This window comes from Mycolicibacterium smegmatis (assembly GCF_001457595.1).
In the GTDB taxonomy this organism is placed as follows: domain Bacteria; phylum Actinomycetota; class Actinomycetes; order Mycobacteriales; family Mycobacteriaceae; genus Mycobacterium; species Mycobacterium smegmatis.
Genome location: NZ_LN831039.1, coordinates 2000736 through 2016396, shown reverse-complemented (window position 1 = coordinate 2016396; position 15661 = coordinate 2000736). Strand labels below are relative to the sequence as shown.

The window sequence follows — 15661 nt, the reverse complement described above, 5'->3', positions numbered from 1 at the left end:
TTCGCTTTAACCGCTGCTTAACCGGTCGGCCAGGGCCGTCGCGTCCACGTCGGGCCCGGCGATCGCCCATCGGCCGCCCCAGTCGGCGGCCGCCAGTGCCGCGTACACCTCACCCGTGCGCCGCTGCAGACCGTCGTCGCGCTCGTAGGCGTCCTTGGCGCGGTCGGCCTCGGTGTTGGCGCGGTGCTCGGCGCGCTGCGCGGCCAGTTCGGTCGGCACGTTCAGCAACACCTGCCAGTCCGGCACGGGCAGGTGCAGGCGCCCGAACTCTAGCTCGTGCACCCACGTCACCACCTCGCCGTCGACGCCCTGGTGCAGACGCGCCGCGCTGTAGGCCGCGTTCGACGCCACGTACCGGTCGAGGATGACGACGTCGTAGGCGGCCTGCAGGTGCTCGATCTGCTCCCGCGCGCCGGCCCGGTCCAACGCGAACAGCGTCGCCATCGCGTACACGGACTCGGCGAGGTCGCCGTGGCTGCCCCGTAGCGCCTCGGCCGCGAGGTCCGCGGGCACCGACTGGTGGTACCGCGGGAACGCGAGGCTGGCCACCGACTTGTGGTTGGTCTCGAACGCCGCCCGCAGGCCGTTGGTCAACGTGCGTTTGCCGGCGCCGTCGACGCCCTCTATCGCGATGAGCACACGGGCAGCGTAATTGGTGCGATCGCGGCCCAGCGAGCGCCGATAAACTCAGGTCCGATTGTCGGCTGCCGGTCGAGGGGGGTAACACTGTGGGGCAGTCGCTGGAAGTGGTCACGTCCGAACTTCGGTCGGCCTCGGCCGCGCTCGCTGACGCCGGACAACGCCTGCAGGACGGATTGTCTGCCGTCGATCTCTCGGTGGATCAGCTGCTCGGGTCGGGCTGGAAGGGCGGCGCCGCGTCCGCGTACTCGGAACAGTGGGACAAGTGGCACAACGGCGCCGGACAGGTCATCCGGGGTCTGCAGGCGATGTCGGAGTCACTGAAAGCCTCGGCCGACAGCTACAGCGCAACCGATCAGCAGGCGGCCGGTGCAGTGGGCTCCTCGTTTCAGCCCGGCGGCGGGTCCCCTGCGGGATCAGCCGGGGCGTCATCGGCATCCCCTGCCGCTGCTACGTCTGCTCAACAGGCCTCGTCGGCCCAGATGGACGGCGGCACCGAGGATCTCGCGGCGATGATGGGCCTCGGCGAGCCCGCAGCTCAGCTCGGCGGCCAGCTTGCCGAGGGCGCTGCTCAGGCGGCAGGGCAGCTGACGGGTGGCCTCACCCAGGCCGCAACCGCGATCACACAGGGCGTGACCGGGATTGTGCAGGCCGCGCAATCAGAGTCGGGTGCAGGCGCCACACCGGTCGAGACGGGCTCGACGACCGCTGCTGACCCTCTCGTTCCTGTCGACGAGGCAACACCGGATACCGAGGACGAACACACCGACGAACGCGACGAAACCGAGAGGCAGAGCGACGAGCAGGAAGCTGAGACGCTGGAGGCCAACGGTGCAGGCGGAGGCGCCGGCACCGACTCGTCGAGCGTGTCGGCTCCTGGGGAGATGGCGCCTCCGTCACCGTCACCACCGACGACGGGTAATTCGATGCGCTTCGGAAGGTTGAACGATGCCCAGTAGCGGTGGCGGGGCCCCTCTGGTGGTCGATTTCGGCCAGATGCAAGATGCCATCGCGCACATGGCAAGTTACGAACGCGAGGTCACCAGTTGTCTGGAGGACATCGACCGGACCATGGCCTCGTTGCGGCAGTCGTGGCATGGCGAGGCCTCCGACGCACAAGCGCAGGCGCAGGCACTGTGGCGAGAAGGCGCTGAGCAGATGCGTGAAGCGTTGTCTCAATTGCAGAAGATCGCCCAGACTGCACGCTCGAATTACAGTGACGCCGTTACCAAAAACTCCGAGATGTGGGATGACTAGTGCCATCCAACAGCGGTGGCGGCGGTGGCGTCAGCGGAATACGCATTGAAGTCGACCCCCAGGTACTGATCCGCGCCGGGGAGAGCATGCTCTCGCTGGGCAATCAGTTGGACATGCTCATGGGAGCGCTCGGCCCCATGTTGTCGAGCGGTATCGCCTCGGGCATCGACCTTGCCGGCCTCGCGATGGCACTGGACTACGGAGATCTCACGCAGAAGTTCTCCAACACTTTGGCCAACGGCGCAAACACTTTCAAAACCGTCGGCCTCAGACTCCAGGCGAGTGGGCACAACTACGCCAATGCCGACGCCGTTTCGACCATAGGCGGCGGCGCCCCGACAGGAGGCGTGAAGGGCAAGTTCGACGAAACCAAACCCGTTGACGCGAGGGACAGCCCGAGCCTCAGCGTCGTTCCGCCGCCGCCGGCGTGGTACCTCGTGGGGAGCTTTCTCGGACCTACCGCCTGGCCGTCGGGCAATCCTGCGATGTTGCGTCTGACCGCGGCGCAGTGGGAGAACTTGGCGACCGGGTTCTCGGCCGTCTCGAACCAGGTCAGCGGGTCCAGCACAGCCGTATCGACGCAGAAGATCCCCGAAGCTTCGCAGATCGCCCAGGCACACGCCGATCTGGCCGACGGCGTTGCGGACCTGGCCAACCAGGCCACGAACCTCGCCGAGACACTGAATACGTTCGCCGACAACGTGCAGGAAACGCAGGACGCGATACGGCGGTTACTTGACCGCGTAGCGTCCATCGACGGGATCATCGACACGGTCAAAGGCATATTCACCGGGGACGCGCTCGACATCATCAAAGAGGTCGTCGAGGACATTCGAACCCTTCTGGGGAACTTTCAGCGTCAGGTGAAAGCCGTCGGCGCATTGCTGGAAGAGCTCAAGAACGCGCTCAACGACACCGTCACCAAGTTCCAGAAATGGGCTGACAAGAACCTGCGGGAAATCCTCGGCGATCAAGTCGGGGGCGCGATCTCGGACATCATCAAATTCCAGACCGATCTGTCGACCGGCGTACTCAACGGCGTGATCAACACGGTGGCCGGGACAGTGGCTTTCGCCGACTTCGACACCTGGAAGGGCCTGGGCGAGACGGCCCTGGCCGTCATCAAGGATCCGTCGTTGATCGACGACATCGGCATCGCAGCCGGCAAAGAGTTCTTCGCCTGGGACCAGTTGACCGGGGAGAATCCGGGACGCGGCATCGGCGAAGCGGGCTTCAACATCGCCGGCCTGTTCGTAGGCGGGCCGTTGTCCAAGGGTGGCACCGTGGCAAAGGGTGTCAACAAAGTCCGCAGGGCGTTCGACCACGCGGACTCTCCGCCCCTCGATCTCCCAGGGCGTCACGGCTTGGACGGGAACGACCTGTCGGTCACGGGGTCCCGCGTCCCCGAAGTACCGGAGATCCGGCAGGACGGCATCCCGGACTCCGTCATCAACCCGGCGCCCTCCAATCGTCTTGATGCCCCGTCCAATCCGGGCGGTCCCGAAGCCCCGGTACGGCCTCCCGAGCCGCCCGGGCCGACGACACACAATCCCGGTGGCACCCGCCCGCCCGGTGGCGGCGACGGTCCCCCACCTGAATCTCCACACCGCCCGGTCGGCCCGGCCGATCCAGGTCCGACACGCGGCGACGCCCCGCCACCGCATACGCCGAGCACGCCCGAGCCGAGCCATCCGGGGTCCTCTTCGGTCGGCGAGCCCGGGATTCGCGGCAACCCAGAGCCCAGCCACACGCCGCCCAGCGTCGATCACACGCCGCAGCATGCGCCCGAACCCGCCACGCCCGCAGCACAAAACGACGCTCCCCATACGTCGGCAGAGTCCAACTCGACACCGACTCACCAACCCTCGACATCGGATGCGCCTGCATCCACACACTCACCGACGCAACACATTGGCGGGTCAGTGGGTGGTGAGCACTCCGCGATCTCGTCGGACAGCAACATCGGCTCGGCCGAGCACCACCGACCGGTAACCGACGAGTCGCGCAACTGGGCGGACGAGCAAGCACATCGGCCTGCTGAACAGCAACCCGCTCATAATGCTGCCGCCGAACAACCGGTCACCCACGACCGAAACTCGGCAGAAACCAACGAATCTCGGGAGCCGGCTTATTCTTCGGCCGTCAACGGCCCACAACCCGCGATGGGGCCCATGATGTCGCCTGGCGTGGGGAGCGGACCGGGTTCGCCCATGACGCCCCACGCTCCGGGACCGGTGCACGGTGGCGGCGAAAGCCCTTCCCCCGCTGCCAAATTACCGACGCCCGACACGTCCACGCGCGGTCCAGAGACACGACCTTCGCACACGGGATCGCCGGAAACTCCCAGGGCACAACAACCCAGCGCGGTCGGACCGACACCAGGGAGCACGCCGTCGGCGCCGGTCCATTCATCTGCGGACCAATCGAGACAATCGGCGTCTACCAGCCCAGCCTCGAGCACGTCTGAACAAACGGCACCGAAGGAACATGGCACTGCGCCGGGTTCGTCTGTGCCGCCGTCCGATTCTCACCACAACTCCCCACCCCCGAAACCCGAACCACCGCACGACTCCAGTGGGCTGGAGCCGCCTGTGCACGACGGCGACGCATTCACGGATCCTGCAAAGTCAGATCTCGACTACAACCCGATGCTCGATGAGAATGGCCACTACGTTCCGGGCAGCCTGCCGTCTTATGACGAACTCCTTCGTCTGACAAGAACAGAACCTGATTCGGCTCACTATTGGTCAGGACGCGACGCGAACGGGGTCGGCGTAGGACCGGACGGCTCTGGAATTGCCGAGCGAATTGCGGAGGGCTCGAACGGGACAACGCTCGAGATGACGCTTGAGCGCAACGGCGTGCATCCGTTGCCCGCATGGAACCGTCACGATCCCGAATCAGTCAGGTTCTGGGAAGACGCTTCGGCGGCATATGCTGAGAATGCTCGCGGCGACGTTACGGCGATCGTGGGCAGCGACCTTCGGCCAGGCAACATCTGGCAGACGGTCGAGATTCCACGTCTGATGGATAACCCGAATGTCACTCGAATTGTCCAGATCGACCCGGACACGGGCAGGGCAACCGAGTTGTTCCACAGAACGACATCTGCCGATGGTCCTGCGCCGAATGGCCAGATGGAACCAACCGCAAGACACGACGGACTCACTTCGGAGACAGATAGTCGTACTCTTCGGGATACAGATCAGGATTCAATCGATCGAGCATCGAACAAGCCTGACGCGGATGTGCGCGCAGAGCCAAGCCATAGCTGGCGGGACGACACCGATCAACAGCGGGGCGATGATCGTGGCTACAGCGACGACGACGGTCCGCGCGAGAACGCCGTCGGGCCAGACGGCCGCTACAAGATAAGCGGGCATGGTGATTACCACAGCGGCGATGGAACGTTCACCGTCCCCGCAGACACATCCGTGACGGTGTACGGCGAACATGGTTCTCCGATCACGCAGTCGCTGGGGAATCTCATCGAGTCGGGTGGGGACACCTCCCGCGTCTTCAAGAAGACGTACTACCCAGGCGAAACGATGCCCAACTACACACTTTTGCCGCCCGACGACATGAACATTGTAGGTACTCCGCACACGGTTGATCGAGCGACAACACTCAGTGACCTTCTACAGCCGAACATGGGAGCGGTTGACTTCGTGGCGTGCCTCGGTTCCTGGAACCACAGAGTTTTCGACGTCCACGGGATCTACCACCAGGACACCTACGATTTCATTGAGAAGTATCCCTGGCCTGAACCTGAAAACCTCGGCGATGATGACTGGTAAGCCATGCCCGAACACCTACCTGTCGCCTTTGTTCTCCGGACTACCGATCGACAACCGACTCCGAGGACCTCACAGTGATCGATAAAGACCAGCGCGCGCGAATATTCTCCTCGGCCGCCCAGGACACCGGCGACGGTCGTGCTCGATTGGAGTTGTTTCGAGCACTCGATGGTGTGACGCTGTACTACGTCGCCACCGAGCGGGAGATCGACGGCAACCGTGTCCTGTCCACGCGGTTGCGCAAACTGGACGATGACAGTTCGGCGATGGTCGTTTACACATCGAGACGCCATCCCGATCTTCCCGATCGTTTCGTCGCCTCGCAATGGTCGAACATCCTGAAGGCGGCCTACGAAACCGTACGCCCAGACTGGCTCGTCGTCGCGAACATGAGAAACGAAACTGTTGCGATCCCGCGCGTCCAATTCCCTGTCATCCTGGCCGACCTTTCCACACCCGAGGCAGACCGAACCCCCAATCCACTGGTGGTAGCCGACGACCTCGAGAGAGTGATCTCGGATGCTGCAGAAATGACATCAGACGGTTGGTACGGATCAGCAATAACTCACCTTCGTGGACGAGAGCTGTACCTCCACCTGAAGGACGGTGCCAACGCGGGACAGCCGGACATTGTGACTTCGTCGGCAGCCGGACGGGCCGGATGGGTGCTGACCTACACGACGCGAAACCGCCCCGGTATCTCCTACGGCGGCATCACTTGGGACGCTCTAGTAAACATGATCAAGAGCAACCCGGATATACCCGGAGTTCGAGTCGTCAATGAAGCTGACGACTGGATATTGCTCGGACGTGACGTAATCTGACGGCTCTCTTCTTTCTTTGCTCCGCAGGAGGACATCGTGACCGGCATCGACATTGATGCGAGCGAGGCACTCACGCTCTACCTCAAGCATTACCCGGGTAAGAATGACACCGAGTTCGACGCTTTCTACGGCACCCAATCCGCGCAGGCTGCGAGAGCCCTCGTTCGCGAACTACTCGACGAAGCCATGAGCCTCCGTCCTGACTGGTCTCACATGACCCTCAACGACGCCGGCGATTTCGTCGAGGCAGAGATGCATGCGAGGCATCCCGAACTCTCCCCGAAAGCGCTCGAATGTATCGGCAATTACTACACGTATTTGATGCGCTGAGTAGAAGGAGTCGCGCTCCAGCAGTTCCCTGGGTGTCAGGGTGAGTTGAGTCCACTGGTACTTAGCAACTTAGCAACTTAGCAACTTGGCAACTTGGCTTGATCTCGGGGCGAGAACGGAATCACCTGAACCATGACGACGACGATGGCTGCTGTGCGCGAGACTGGAGCGGTGGCACCTTCACCGCGATCTGATGGCCCGCGCCGGCGGCGCTCGATTTCTCCGGCGCAGAAGCTGGCCCACCTGGATGCCTATGAGCAGGCCTGTACGACCAACGATGGTGGGGCGTACCTGCGCGGTGAGGGGTTGTATTCCTCGCAGATCGCCGAGTGGCGCAAACAACGCGATGCTGGGGTGTTGGAAGGCAAGGCACCTGGGGAGAAGGTCGGTAAACTCACCCGCGAGCAGGCCGAGATCGCCCGCCTGAAAAAGGAACTCGCCCAGGCCAATAATCGGCTGGCGACCACCGAGGCTGCCCTGGGGATCATGGGAAAAGCACACGCGCTCTTGGAGTCTCTCTCCGAGAGCGCGGACACCGACACGCCGCCGACCAAGCGCTGATGGATGCCTACAACGATCTGCGGGATATCCAGATTCCGACCCGCAAGGCCGCGGAGGTGACCGGCATGCACCGCTCGACGGCCACTCGACGCGCCAAACCCGCGCCGGCGCCTGCCGATCGGGCACCACGACCGGTCCCGGTCAACAAGCTCACCGAGTCCGAATGCACCCGGGTGGTTGAGGTGCTCAACAGTGCCCGGTTCGTCGATGCCGCGCCGATGCAGGTGTGGGCCACGTTGCTCGATGAAGGCAGCTACCTGTGTTCGGTGTCGACGATGTACCGCGTCCTCAATGCCAACAAGCTGGTCAAGGAGCGCCGTCGGCTGGCCCGGCACCGCAAAGCGGTCTGCCCGGAACTGGTGGCCACCGCGCCGCGGCAGGTGTATTCGTGGGACATCACCAAACTGGCCGGCCCGGTCAAAGGGGTCTACTACGACGCCTACGTGATGATCGACATTTACTCGCGTTACATCGTCGGGGTCCATGTGCACGCCCGCGAATGCGGCCAGCTGGCCAAGGAGATGATGGAACAGATCTTCGGCACCTACGGCATCCCACACGTCGTGCACACTGATCGGGGCACCTCGATGACCAGCAACACCGTCGCCGGACTGCTCTCGGATCTGGGCGTCATCCGCTCGCATTCGCGGCCCAAGGTATCCAACGACAACCCCTACAGCGAGTCCTGGTTCAAGACCTTGAAGTATGCGCCGGCGTTCCCGGAACGCTTCGAATCCATCCATCACGCGAGGGATTTCATGGACCGATTCGTGCAGTGGTACAACCATGAACACCGCCACAGCGGCATCGGGCTGCACACACCCGCCGATGTGTTCTACGGCCTCGCCGGCGGGAAAGACACCCAGCGCCGAGCCGTGCTCGCCGACGCCAGGGCGCGCCACCCACGCCGATTCGGCCGCGACACCGCACCCAAGGTCATCGACCTACCTGAATCCGCGGCGATCAACCCACCCAAACCGGCCGAACAGGAGACCGAAACGGAAGCCGCTTAACACCCACTGGACTCAAACACCTTGACAAATTCCGTTCCGCGGCTGGGACACCGTTGTGTGGCTGATTCCGATCGTGGTGATCATCCCGGTGTTCTATGCCTTCGTCCGCACCCCGTACCTGGTGGTCGGCGGGCGCGTGATCAGCTTGGGGACTTACGAACCGAGGGATCTGCCGGAAGACTCCGACGGCGACACCGATCGACCACTGCGCCAAGTGATGACAGTCGAGAACGGCTACGGCAGCATGACGGCCCCGAAGTTCTGGTGGCTGATGACCGTTTTTGCCGCGTTGATTTGGCGTGTTCCCACTGATTGAGTCCAACCAGTTCTAGAGTCCTGTAGCCCGATGTCGGGCGAGAAGGGACGATGAACGTATGGCTGGTCGGAAGCGGCACTCTGCAGAAGACATCGTGCGCAAACTGCGCCGTGCGGACGAACTGACCGCGGAAGGCAAGACCGGCGAGGAAATCGCCGCCGAACTCGAGGTCTCGCCCGCGACGCTGTACAACTGGCGCCGCTCCTACGGCGGCATGGACACCGACGCCGCCAAAGAACTCAAGGAACTGCGCGAGCAGAACGCCCGACTCAAGCGACTGCTCGCCGAGGCCGAGCTGGTCAAAGACGCCCTGCGGGAGGTCGCGAAGGGAAAATTCTGAGCCCAGCTGCCAAGCGCCGCGCCGTCGACATGCTCACCACCACGATGGGCATGTCGGAACGGCTGGCCTGCAAAGCCGTTGGGCTGGCCCGCTCCACCTGCCGTCGCCTCCCTCTGGCGGAGACCCCCGCTGATCCCGATGCTGAGATGCGGGGCTGGCTGCGTTCCTACGCCACCAAACACCCCTGCCATGGGTTCCGACGTGCCTGGGCAGCGCTGCGCTACGACGAACGCCGTGAGGTCAACAAGAAGAAGATCCACCGGCTGTGGCGCGAGGAGGGCCTGCAGGTGCGGGTGCACAGTCCGCGTAAGCGGGCCGGGGTGTCCTCCATCCCGCCGATCGAGGCCGACGCCCCGAACGTGGTGTGGGCGATCGACTTCCAGTTCGATTCCACCATCGACGGCAAGGCCATCAAGATCGCCTCGATGATCGACGAACACACCCGCGTCTCGCTGCTCAACATCGTCGAACGCTCGATCACCGCCGACCGACTCGTTGAGGAGTTGAAGAAGGTGTTCGTCGCGGCGGGTGGGCCGCCGAGGGTGCTGCGGATGGACAACGGGCCGGAATTCATTTCTCAAGCACTGCAACAGTTTTGCGACGGAAGGATCGGTATGTCCTATATTCCGCCAGGGACGCCGTGGAACAACGGACACATCGAATCGTTCAACAACCGACTGCGCAAGGAGTGCCTGAACCGCAACCACTGGAACACCCTGCTCGAGGCCCGGGTGGTCATCGGCGACTTCAAAGACGAGCACAACCACCGACACCGACACTCGGCGCTGGGCTACCGCACGCCGGCCGAGTACGCTGCCGTCTGCAGCTGCACCCACACACCGGTGGCCTGCAGCATCAACTGAAACTGGATCACACCAACCCGACTCCAGAACCGGGTGGACTCAGTATCGGGGACTCGCCAGATTGCCCTTGGCGCGTACCTCGGCGGGTGGGCCGCGCCCATCGTGGTAGGCACGACTCTGCTGAGTGGCGGTCTGTTCATCGCAGGTATCAGCGACGGTCGACGCGGGAACTCGATCGTGCGCGGACAATTCGTGCCGGCCACCGTCGGCGCGGTGAGTTCCCTGCCGCTGTTCGGTTTTCCTGTGCTCGGCTACGCCCTGGGTTATCTGCTGGGGTGGGCGTTGCGCGACGAGCACGTCGAAGAGGTGTGAGCGACGACGAATGACGTTGTGACCGTCAGTGTCTGGTGAACCACCGGATCAGCGTCATCAGGATCACGCCGGGCAACAACAGTCCCGCAAGCGTGCTGGTCACCACATTCGGCCCCAGCAGCGAAATGCCGAGACCGGCGATCACCGCGAAAACCAGAAACAGCATCCGGACCGCGAGCATCTTTCGTTGTCCGACAACGGCACGCAAGGCGGGCGTCGGCACCCGACGAAGGATCCACACGAGGACAGCGACGAACCCGACAGTGATCAACCCCGCGATGATCCTCGGGATGACCGTCGGCCGGCCTTCGTCGTGCAGCGCCATCACAACGACGGCTGCCGCGAACAAGAAGATCACGCACGTGTTCGCCAGCCGCAACCACCTCGTCAAGGCCGCGCCGATGTTGTAGCGGACCAACTCCCCCACCCCGGGGTCGAGTCGGCCGGCACCGATGAAACCACCGATCGCAGCGCGGGTATCTCCGCGTTGGAGCTGGTTGACCGCCATATTGTTCACCGCAGCGGCGTTGTCGGGCTGCAATCGCAGCGCCTCGCGATAGTCGGCCTCGGCTGGGGCCATCCAGTTCAGGGCCCGGTAGATGTCACCACGCAGCACCCATGAGTCAGGGGCCGTGGGATTCAGCCGCAATGCCTCGTTGATCGCTGTCAACGCCTGCTGTGCCTGCCCGGCAGACAACAACAGGTTCGCGTACGCGTAATGGGCGATATAGACGTCCGGATGCTCGGTGACGGACTTCCACGCGACCTGTAGAGCGTCGGCGTTGCGTCCCTGACCGCTCAAGGCGAACGCGTAGATGCGCTTGGCATGCTCGTTGGTCGGGGCTTTCGTTATTGCGGAATGCGCCGCCCAGGCCGCCCCTTGGTAATCGTTGAGTCCGAGCCGGGCCTGAGCGTAGCCCGCGAGCAGTTCCGGGTTGTCCGGGTCTTGGGCAAGCGCCGACCTCAGGACTTCTTCGGCGCGCATGTAGTTGCCGGAATCGAAGTACGCCTGCGCGACATCCCTGGCGCCGCCAGTTGTCGATGTCATCGGATCCTCCTGCGCCGCATGTAGTTCGCGAGATCATCGAAGGCGCCGTCACGGTTGCCGAATTCCACCACGTTGCGGGCGGTGTCGAACCACGCGCCGGCCGATGGGCGGATCTGCGCCAGGGCGGCATCGATGTCGTGCATCTGCACCGGTCGGACCTGGCCTGTGCGCAACGAGTGCGACATGGCCAATTGCGTTGCGGTGTCGCAGATATGAGCGAGATCTGCCCCGGAGAAACCGTCCGTGCGATTGAGGACGGTGGCCAGGTTGATGCCCTCCACCGGACGATCTTGCAGATGCAGACGCACGATCGCCGCCCGCGCATCAGGATCCGGCAGCGGCACGAAGATCATCCGGTCGAACCGGCCCGGCCGCCGCAGTGCGACGTCGACATCCCACGGTGCATTCGTGGCACCGAGAACGTAGACACCGTCATTGCTCGACGCGGCCGAATCCATCTCCTCCAGCAGCGTGTTCACCACCGGACGCAACCCGGAACTGCCGCCGAGAGCCGAGCGACGATGCCCCAGGGCGTCGACCTCGTCGAAGAACAGCACGCACGGCGCCTTACGACGTGCAGTGTCGAACACCGCGCGGACCGCACGTTCGCTCTCGCCGAGCCACCGACTGAGCACGTCGGCGATGCCCACTTGATAGAAGTTCGCGCCAAGCTCGCCCGACACGGCCTTCGCGATGTAGGTCTTGCCGCAGCCGGGCGGACCGTAGAGCAGCAGGCCGCCACGGGCCGACATCTTGAAGGCCTTCATCAGTTCGGGATTGCGGATGGGCCCGAGCAGCGACAGCTCGAGCTGCCTCTTCACATCGGCCATCCCAGCGACGTCCGACAGTCGCACACCGCTGGACCGCACGGCGTCGAAATCGTTTTCATCGACCACCTGCGCAGGCTCTTCGACGAACGCGGGCTTGACGATATCGGCAACCTGCTCCTCGGCTGCCGACCAGTCGAACCGCTCGGGACGGGGTGTCGACGACAACGCTGCGCTGCATGTCTGTAGAAGGTCCACGGCGCGGCTGTTACCGGCATCCTGCGCCAGGACGGTGCTGCAATGGGCCAGCGCCTCGGCGTAGCGTCCACGCTCGACCAACAACGCGGCCAGGTGCAGCCGAAGCTCGGTCAACTCGGGGCTGCGTACGACAGCCGCAGCCAACTCATCGATGACCGCGTCGTCAGCCATGCGCACCCCCTCGATCTGTGGCGATCCTATCGGGCGCACCGGGTGGGGAACGTCGCCAATCAGACGTTTCGGGCGCAACCACGCGGGTATCCGGTGGCCTCATACGGCGGCGCACCTCGGCGGTCCGGATCACCCATCCATGCCAGGCACGCTTTGCGACCCAGCCTGTTCACCATCGGAGGGTGCGGCGATGACCATCAGCCGGGACGACGCAGCCGTTCTGCGTCACCGTCTGGTGTTGAACCGCTTCTTCAACAACGACACCTACGCGGCGTTCGCGCTCGCGGGAGCCACCGCGTCGGCGCTCATCTGGGCGAACATCGGCTCCACCTACTCGTCGTTGTGGGAGACCACGGCCTCGATCGAGGTAGGGCGACTCGGCCTGACCTTGCCGCTTGCCGAGTGGGTCAACGAGGGTCTGATGACCGTCTTCTTCTTCGCGGTCGGCCTGGACGTACGACGTGAACTCACCATCGGCGAGTTGCGGCAACGCCGCCGTGCCATCTTGCCGGCCTGCTGTGCGCTCGGCGGACTGGTGGTTCCCGTGGTCATTTTCCTGTCGTTCACACAGGGCCTGCCGTCGTCTTCGGCATGGGGTGCGGTCATCTCGACCGACACGGCCTTCGCGCTCGGCATGTTGGCTCTCGTCGGCCCGAGCAATGCCCCGCGGTTGCGGATATTCCTGCTGACCCTCGCCGTCCTCGACGACATCGGGGCACTCACGGTGATCGCCGTCTTCTACACCGCCGACCTCGACGTCGGCGCACTGGCGCTGGCGGGCGCGGGCCTGTTCGTGGTGTGGATGATGCAACGGGTCGGTGTGTGGCGGATGACGCCGTACTTCGTCGTCGCAGTGGCGACGTGGTTCGCGACCCACGCATCTGGTGTCCACGCGACCCTCGCCGGTGTTCTCGTCGCGCTTCTCATGCCGGTGTATCCACAACACGGGCCAGACGTCGACCGGGTCGCTCGGTTTGTCCATCTCTTCCGTCAAGCACCCAATCCACGGGCCGCAAGAGTGGTGCGTCGTACCTTGGACTACTCGGTCCCGCTGAATCAACGGATGTCCGAGGTTTTGACGCCGTACGTGAATTTCGTTGTGGTGCCGATCTTTGCCCTGGCGAATGCCGGGGTGGCGTTGACCGGTGCAGCGTTTCACGATGCGGCGGCTTCACGACTGACATGGGGCATTGTCGTCGGTTTGGTCGTCGGGAAACTGCTCGGCATCACCACCGCCGCGTTTCTCGTCGAACGGTTCTCAGCGGCTTCGCGCGTGCCTGGCCTCGATCTGCCGAGGATCGCAGGTATCGGCGCGTTGTCCGGCATGGGGTTCACGATTTCCCTGCTTGTGGTGAAGATTTCACTCGGGGACAACCGATCGCAGGCCGAGGCCCGCGTAGGTGTCTTGATCGCATCCGCGGTGGCGTTCCTGTTGGCATGGGCGACGTTCCGCATCGGCGACCGCGTGCGACCGTTGCCCACCCCTGCGGGGCGAGTCCTCCAGCGCGACGTGGATATGGAGCGAGACCACGTGCGCGGGCCCCGCGACGCGGCGGCCACCGTCGTGGTCTATGCCGCGATCGACGAGGACTACCGCACGAGAACGGCCGAAGCACTTCGCGAGGTCAGGCAGCAGTTCGGCGACCGCCTGCGGATCGTCTTCCGCCATCACACCACCGACGACCAGGCCTTGAACTGCGCACTGGCCCTCGAGGCCGCCGCCCAGCAGGGCCGCTTCTGGGACATGCACGACGCCCTCGTCAAACCCGGCGGCGACCCCGACGCCGCACTGACGGACATTGCCCGCGATGTCGACCTGGACGTGGGCCGCTTCGAACAGTCGCTCAACACCAACAACCAACTGTCGCGCGTAGAGGACGACAACCTCGATGCTCAGGCCGCCGGGCTGCCCGCCTCCCCGACGATCTACGTGCAGGGCAACCGCGTCATGGGTCCGGCGAACTCGTGGTATCTGGCACAGTTGCTACGCCGCGATGTCGGTTGACGACGACCGCAACGCGTCGGGCGCGAGTCCCGATTACCGCACCACAATGGTGTGATCGCCACGCGCGACGAGTTCGCCGATCACCGGGGCGCCCGGGATCTCGCCTGCGATCAGCAGACCACCGGACGTCTGCGCGTCGGCGAGCAGCAGCGCCTCGTCCTCTTTCACCTCGGACACATCGATGTGCGGGCTCACCCACTCGAGGTTGCGCCGCGACCCACCGCTGACGAATCCGGCCGCGATCGCCTCGCGGGCCCCTTCCAGATAGGGCACGGCTTTCGAGTCGATCACCGCCGTCACCCCACTGGCGCGGGCCAGCTTGTGCAGATGTCCGAGCAGACCGAAACCGGTGACATCCGTGGCACATTCGACACCGGCGGCGAGTGCCGCAGCCGAGGCCGCGGCGTTGAGGGTCGTCATCGCCTCGATCGCTTGGGGAAACACTTCACCGGTGGCCTTGTGCCTGCTGTTGAGCACACCGATGCCGAGTGGCTTCGTCAGCGACAACGGCACACCGGGTTTACCGGAATCGTTGCGTAACAACCGCTTCGGATCGGCGATGCCGGTGACGGCCAGGCCGTACTTGGGTTCGGGATCGTCCACGCTGTGTCCGCCCGCGAGATGGCAACCGGCCGCCGCACAGACATCGAGACCGCCGCGCAGGGTCTCGGCGGCCAACTCGAACGGCAGCACATCGCGCGGCCACCCCAGCAGGTTCACCGCCACCACCGGTCGCCCGCCCATGGCGTAGACGTCAGACAGCGCGTTGGTCGCCGCGATCCGGCCCCAGTCGTACGCGTCGTCGACGACGGGTGTGAAGAAGTCGGTCGTCGCGATCAACGCGGTATCGCCGTTGATCCGCACCGCGGCCGCGTCATCACCGTCGTCGAGTCCGACGAGCAGCTCACCGAGCGGATCCTTCGGATCGGCGTGGGTCAGCCCGCGTACCACGTCCTCCAATTCGCCGGGCGGAATCTTGCAGGCACAGCCGCCACCATGGGCGTATTGGGTCAGTCGGTACGTCATGAAGACCATGTTGCCTGTAATGATGGAGCGATGGGTCACGGAGGCGTATCCGGTCTGGTGACCGGCGCGGTCTTCAAAATCGCTGAGCGACAGTTTCTGCCGCTGGCGGGTTCGATTCCCGTCCGCCTCCGCCA

General features: G+C 64.3%; 13 protein-coding genes, 1 tRNA gene and 1 pseudogene. 11 read left to right on the top strand and 4 right to left on the bottom strand.

Annotated elements, in window-relative coordinates; genetic code table 11:
• Window positions 1-6 precede the first annotated feature (6 nt).
• Window positions 7-639 carry a dTMP kinase gene (locus AT701_RS09565; protein WP_011727970.1) on the bottom strand — a complete coding sequence of 211 codons (633 nt, stop codon included), beginning with the start codon at window positions 637-639 and terminating at the stop codon, window positions 7-9.
• 89 nt (window positions 640-728) lie between these two features.
• On the opposite strand from AT701_RS09565, the gene AT701_RS09560 reads away from it, so the two are divergent.
• From AT701_RS09560 to AT701_RS09510, 9 genes and pseudogenes are all read left to right on the top strand, one after another.
• The gene (locus AT701_RS09560) at window positions 729-1598 is read left to right on the top strand and encodes a WXG100 family type VII secretion target (protein WP_058125717.1); all 870 of its coding nucleotides are present in this window, start codon (window positions 729-731) and stop codon (window positions 1596-1598) included.
• 19 nt (window positions 1599-1617) lie between these two features.
• Window positions 1618-1896, top strand: coding sequence for a WXG100 family type VII secretion target (locus AT701_RS09555; protein ID WP_058127586.1), 279 nt, complete (start codon window positions 1618-1620; stop codon window positions 1894-1896).
• On the top strand, window positions 1896-5693 hold the full coding sequence (locus AT701_RS09550; RefSeq protein WP_058125716.1) for a putative adhesin: 3798 nt from the start codon (window positions 1896-1898) through the stop codon (window positions 5691-5693). Before AT701_RS09555 ends, AT701_RS09550 begins: the two co-directional genes overlap by 1 nt.
• A gap of 74 nt (window positions 5694-5767) precedes the next feature.
• Window positions 5768-6517, top strand: a complete 750-nt coding sequence (locus tag AT701_RS09545; RefSeq protein WP_011727966.1) for a hypothetical protein — start codon at window positions 5768-5770, stop codon at window positions 6515-6517.
• Between the two features lie 36 nt (window positions 6518-6553).
• Window positions 6554-6847, top strand: a complete 294-nt coding sequence (locus AT701_RS09540) for a hypothetical protein (protein ID WP_011727965.1) — start codon at window positions 6554-6556, stop codon at window positions 6845-6847.
• Window positions 6848-6991: 144 nt separating this feature from the next.
• Window positions 6992-8421 (top strand): annotated as a pseudogene (locus tag AT701_RS09530) (IS3 family transposase).
• Window positions 8422-8476: 55 nt separating this feature from the next.
• Complete coding sequence (locus tag AT701_RS09525; RefSeq protein ID WP_223495476.1) at window positions 8477-8737, top strand: hypothetical protein; 261 nt, start codon at window positions 8477-8479, stop codon at window positions 8735-8737.
• Between the two features lie 58 nt (window positions 8738-8795).
• Window positions 8796-9940 (top strand): IS3 family transposase gene (locus AT701_RS09515; protein ID WP_085976166.1). Its coding sequence is split into 2 segments (ribosomal slippage): window positions 8796-9063 and window positions 9063-9940, totalling 1146 coding nucleotides; the frame shifts between segments, so codons are not numbered across the junction.
• A gap of 102 nt (window positions 9941-10042) precedes the next feature.
• Window positions 10043-10252 carry a hypothetical protein gene (locus AT701_RS09510; RefSeq protein WP_223495474.1) on the top strand — a complete coding sequence of 70 codons (210 nt, stop codon included), beginning with the start codon at window positions 10043-10045 and terminating at the stop codon, window positions 10250-10252.
• 25 nt (window positions 10253-10277) lie between these two features.
• Here AT701_RS09510 and AT701_RS09505 read toward each other — a convergent pair whose 3' ends face one another.
• Window positions 10278-11300 carry a tetratricopeptide repeat protein gene (locus tag AT701_RS09505; RefSeq protein WP_058125714.1) on the bottom strand — a complete coding sequence of 341 codons (1023 nt, stop codon included), beginning with the start codon at window positions 11298-11300 and terminating at the stop codon, window positions 10278-10280.
• Entirely contained in the window at window positions 11297-12496 is a 1200-nt protein-coding gene (locus AT701_RS09500) for an AAA family ATPase (RefSeq protein WP_029104227.1), read from the bottom strand. The genes AT701_RS09505 and AT701_RS09500 overlap by 4 nt, the downstream gene beginning before the upstream one ends.
• 190 nt (window positions 12497-12686) lie before the next feature.
• Here AT701_RS09500 and nhaA point away from each other — a divergent pair, with 190 nt between their 5' ends.
• On the top strand, window positions 12687-14501 hold the full coding sequence (gene nhaA, locus AT701_RS09495; protein WP_036462323.1) for a Na+/H+ antiporter NhaA: 1815 nt from the start codon (window positions 12687-12689) through the stop codon (window positions 14499-14501).
• Window positions 14502-14534: 33 nt separating this feature from the next.
• Here the strand turns inward: nhaA and selD are convergent, their stop codons facing one another.
• Entirely contained in the window at window positions 14535-15527 is a 993-nt protein-coding gene (gene selD, locus AT701_RS09490) for a selenide, water dikinase SelD (protein WP_011727954.1), read from the bottom strand.
• A gap of 39 nt (window positions 15528-15566) precedes the next feature.
• On the opposite strand from selD, the gene AT701_RS09485 reads away from it, so the two are divergent.
• Window positions 15567-15661, top strand: a tRNA-Sec gene (locus tag AT701_RS09485).

Excerpts from the sequence above, each read along its gene's own strand:
- AT701_RS09505 (WP_058125714.1), bottom strand. The coding sequence starts at position 11,300 with ATGACATCGACAACTGGCGGCGCCAGGGATGTCGCGCAGGCGTACTTC.
- AT701_RS09500 (WP_029104227.1), bottom strand. The coding sequence starts at position 12,496 with ATGGCTGACGACGCGGTCATCGATGAGTTGGCTGCGGCTGTCGTACGC.
- nhaA (WP_036462323.1), top strand. The coding sequence starts at position 12,687 with ATGACCATCAGCCGGGACGACGCAGCCGTTCTGCGTCACCGTCTGGTG.
- selD (WP_011727954.1), bottom strand. The coding sequence starts at position 15,527 with ATGACGTACCGACTGACCCAATACGCCCATGGTGGCGGCTGTGCCTGC.